Source organism: Streptosporangium sp. NPDC001681, from assembly GCF_040298085.1.
Classification (GTDB): domain Bacteria; phylum Actinomycetota; class Actinomycetes; order Streptosporangiales; family Streptosporangiaceae; genus Streptosporangium.
The window spans coordinates 1-4,520 of sequence record NZ_JBEOZN010000264.1 but is presented as its reverse complement, the minus strand read 5'-3'; the positions used below and the strand labels follow the sequence as shown (position 1 = coordinate 4,520).

Below are 4,520 nucleotides of genomic sequence, written 5' to 3'. Positions count from 1 at the left end.
AGCGCCTCCGCCTCGGGCGTGCCCGGCTCGGCGAACAGCACCTCACGCAACGGCCCGTCCAGCAACGGACCCAGCTCGGCGATCACCGCGTCCAACGCCTCGGCGAACACCGGGAAGCGCTCATACAGCTCCCGGCCCATCCCCACCCGCTGACTACCCTGACCGGTGAACAGCACCGCCAGCCGCGGCTTCGCCTCGGCCAGCCCGCGCACCACGCCCGCACCCGGGCGGTCTTCGGCCACGGCCCGCAGGCCGGCCAGCAGACCATCACGATCCCCGGCGACCACCACCGCTCGATGCTCGAACGCCGACCGCGTGGTGGCCAGCGAGAACGCCGCATCGCTGAGCCTCAGACCAAGCTCGCCGTCCAGGTACGACGCCAGGCGCTCAGCCTGCGCCCGCAATGCCTGATCGGTCCGCCCCGACACCAGCACCGGCACGTCCTGATCCGCTACCGGCACCGGGCCCTCGGCTGCCACATCCGGAGTTTCCGCGTCCTGCTCCACTGGGCTCTGCTCGATGATCACGTGCGCGTTGGTGCCGCTGATCCCGAACGACGACACCCCCGCCCGGCGCGGACGACCGGTCTCCGGCCACTCCACCGGCTCGGTCAGCAACTCCACCGCACCCGAGGCCCAGTCCACGTGCGACGACGGCTCGTCCACATGCAACGTCCTGGGCAGCACCCCGTGCCGCATCGCCATGACCATCTTGATCACACCCGCCACACCGGCGGCGGCCTGGGTGTGACCGATGTTCGACTTCACCGAGCCCAGCAGCAACGGCCTGCCCTCTGGCCGGTCCTGACCGTATGTCGCCAGCAGGGCCTGCGCCTCGATCGGGTCACCCAGCGTCGTGCCGGTCCCGTGACCCTCCACCACGTCCACCTCGGCCGGGGACAACCCGGCGCCGGCCAGCGCCCGGCGGATCATCCGCTGCTGAGACGGACCGTTCGGCGCGGTCAGCCCGTTCGACGCGCCATCCTGGTTGATCGCCGAACCCCGCACCACCGCCAGCACCTGATGGCCGTTGCGGCGCGCGTCCGACAGCCGCTCCAGCACCAGCACGCCCACGCCCTCCGACCAGCTCACCCCGTCGGCCGCGTCGGAGTAGGACTTGCACCGGCCGTCGCCGGCCAGCCCACCCTGGGCGCTGAAGTCGATGAACGCTCCCGGGGTGGCCATCACGGTCACACCACCGGCCAGGGCCAGCGAGCAGTCACCACCCCGCAGCGCCTGCGCGGCCAGATGCATCGCCACCAGCGACGACGAGCACGCGGTGTCCACGGTCACCGCCGGGCCCTCCAGACCGAACAGGTAGGAGATCCGGCCGGACAGCACACTTCCGGCGGTGCCGGTCCCCATGAAGCTCATCACGTCCGGAGGGAACTCCAGACGAGCCGATGTGTAGTCATGGTGCATCACTCCGGCGAACACGCCGGTACGACTGCCGCGCAGCGAGGTCGGATCGATCCCCGCCCGCTCGATCGCCTCCCACGACGTCTCCAGCAGCAACCGCTGCTGCGGATCCATCGCCAACGCCTCACGCGGCGAGATGCCGAAGAACCCGGGGTCGAACTCCCCCGCCTCGTGCAGGAAGCCCCCCTCACGCACATAGCTGGTCCCCTGGCGCTCCCGATCCGGGTTGTACAACCCGTCGAGATCCCAACCGCGGGTTGTCGGGAACGGCGAGATCCCGTCCCCGCCTTCGGCCACCAGCCGCCACAGATCCTCGGCGGAGCTCACCCCGCCCGGATAGCGGCACGCCATGCCCACGATCACGATCGGGTCATCGGCCGTCGGCGGCAGCACCTGCGGCGCCGTGTCCAGGACCTCCGCCTCCGTACCCATCAGCTCGTCGAGCAGATGTTTGGCCAGCACGGTGGGGGTCGGGTAGTCGAACACCAGCGTGGCCGACAGACGCAGACCCGTCGCGGTGTTCAGCCGATTGCGCAACTCGACCGCGGTGAGACTGTCGAAGCCCAGCTCGCGGAACTCCCGCCGCACCTCCACCGCGTCCGGCGTGGCGTGCCCCAGTACCAGCGCCATCTCGATCCGCACCACATCCAGCAGGACCTCAAGGCGTTCCGCGGCACCCAGGGGAGCAAGCCGCTGCGGCAGTTTGCTCCGCACCTGCGGGGCAGCGGCCTTCGAGCGGCGTACGGCGGGGACCAGCCCGCTCAGCATCGGCGGCAGCACCTCATGCGCCCGCAATGCCGGCATGTTCAACCGGACCGCAGCCACCGCCGATTCACCGGACGCCACGGCCGCGTCGAACAACGCCATGCCCTGTGCGGGCGAGATCGGCAGCAGGCCGCTCATGTTCCACCGCTGAACGTCCACTTGCGACAACCGGCTGGTCATCCCGACGTCCTGCGACCACGGGCCCCATGCCAGCGACACCGCCGGCAATCCCGCGGCCCTCCGGTGCTGGACCAGCGCGTCCAGGAACGCGTTGGCCGCCGCGTAGTTGCCCTGCCCTGCCCCGCCGAACGTCCCCGCCACCGACGAGAACACAATGAACTCGGCCAGATCCTCGTCACGGGTGAGCTCGTGCAGATGCCAGGCGGCGTCCGCCTTCGGCCGCAACACCGTCTCCAACCGCTCCGGCGTCAGCGACGAGATCGTCCCGTCGTCCAGCACACCGGCGGTGTGAATCACCGCGGTCAGCGGATGCCCGGCATCCACCTGCGCCGACAGCGCCGCGACCGCGTCCCGGTCGGCCACGTCACACGCGACGATGCTCACCTGCGCGCCCTGCGCGACCAGATCCGCCCGCAGTTCCACCGCACCGGGAGCGTCCAGACCCCGGCGGCTCACCAGCAGCAGGTGCCGTACCTCATGCTCGGCCACCAGATGCCGGGCCAGCTGCGCGCCCAGGCCGCCGGTCCCACCGGTGATCAACACCGTGCCCTCAGGGTTCCAGACCCGGGCACCGTGCTCATCCGGTGACAGCCGGGCGAGGCGGGGAACCCGCGCTTCGTAATCGCGCACCGCCACCTGTTGTTCACCGCAGGCCAGCAGGACGGGCAGCGCCGACAAGGCGGTCTCCTGCTCCTCCACATCGGCCAGCAGGAAGCGGCCCGGATTCTCCGCCTCGGCACTACGGACCAGTCCCCACACGGTGGCCGCAGCCGGGTTCGACACGACCTCGCCGGCGCCGGTCACGACCGCGCCCCGGGTAACGAACACCAGGCGCGAGTCGCTGAACCGCTCATCGGCCAGCCACTGCTGCAGCAGGCCAAGAACGCGTGTGGTCAGCGCGTGCGCCGACTCCACCACATCCGTGGAGTCAGAGACATCGATTTCGACGGTCACCAGGTCAGGCACCCTGCCGAATTGCAGCTCCAGCGAATCGAGGTCGCCGGTGAGCTCGGCCACCTCCAACCCGATCACGGCGTCCACCGGGGAGACCGTCATCGGCACGGCGATCCAATCCAGCTGGAACAGCGAGTCCCGCTCCACCCCACGGTCGTGGGAAGCCGTCGCAAGCTGATCGGCCGAGACCGGACGCAGTACCAAGGAGCGCGCCGACAGCACCGGCGCCCCGGCGGCGTCCACCGCGGTCAGCGACACCGAATCGGCGCCGCTCCTGGCCAGCCGCACGCGCAACGCCGACGCGCCCCCGGCCTGCAGGCTCACAGCGCTCCAGGAGAACGGCAACCTGCCGCCCCCCGCCGATTCCAGCCCGGCGAACGGCACCGAGTGCAGCGCGGAGTCGAGCAACGCTGGATGCATATTGAACAAACCGGCGTCAGCGACCTGCTCCGGCAGAGCGACCTCGGCGAACACCTCGCCATCCCCGCCCCGCCAGGCCGCTTTCAGGCCCTGGAACACCGGCCCGTAGCCGAGCCCGCCCTCGGCAAGCCGGTCGTACAGCCCGTCCAGCTCGATCGCGGTCGCGCCCCGCGGCGGCCACACCGTGGCGTCGAACCCGGCGACCGGGCCACCGGCCTCGGCGACAGGGTCGGTGGTCATCAGCATGCCGGTGGCGTGCCGCATCCACGGTGTGTGATCCTCAGTCTCGGCCGGGCGGGCGTAGATGCCGAGCAGGTGCCTGCCTGACTCGTCCCGGGCGCCCACCGACACCTGCACCGCGACAGCGTCATCCTCACCCAGCACCAGCGGCGCGGCCAGCGTCAGCTCCTCGACCAGGTCGCAGCCGACCTGGTCACCGGCCCGGATCGCCAGCTCCAGAAACCCGGTGCCGGGGAACACCACCATCCCGCCCACGACGTGATCGGCCAGCCACGGATGCGACCGCACGGACAACCGGCCGGTCAGCAGCACAGCGTCGGAGTCGGCCAAGTCAACGGAAGCGCTCAGCAGCGGATGCTCCGCCGCGGCCAAGCCCAGAGTGCGGGCATCCCCGATCCGCTTGCCGGCCGGCCAGAACGGCTGACGCTGGAAGGCGTAGGTCGGCAGCTCCACCCGCCGCCCACCCGGCAACACCGCACGCCAGTCGAGCGCTACCCCGTGCACATGCAGCTCGGCCAGCGCCGCCATGACCGCCGCCTGCTC

General features: G+C 70.9%; 1 protein-coding gene. It reads right to left on the bottom strand.

The features are described 5' to 3' along the window. Positions 1-4,520: type I polyketide synthase (locus ABT130_RS47095; RefSeq protein ID WP_350966422.1), on the bottom strand; the 4,520-nt coding region annotated here is incomplete at both ends.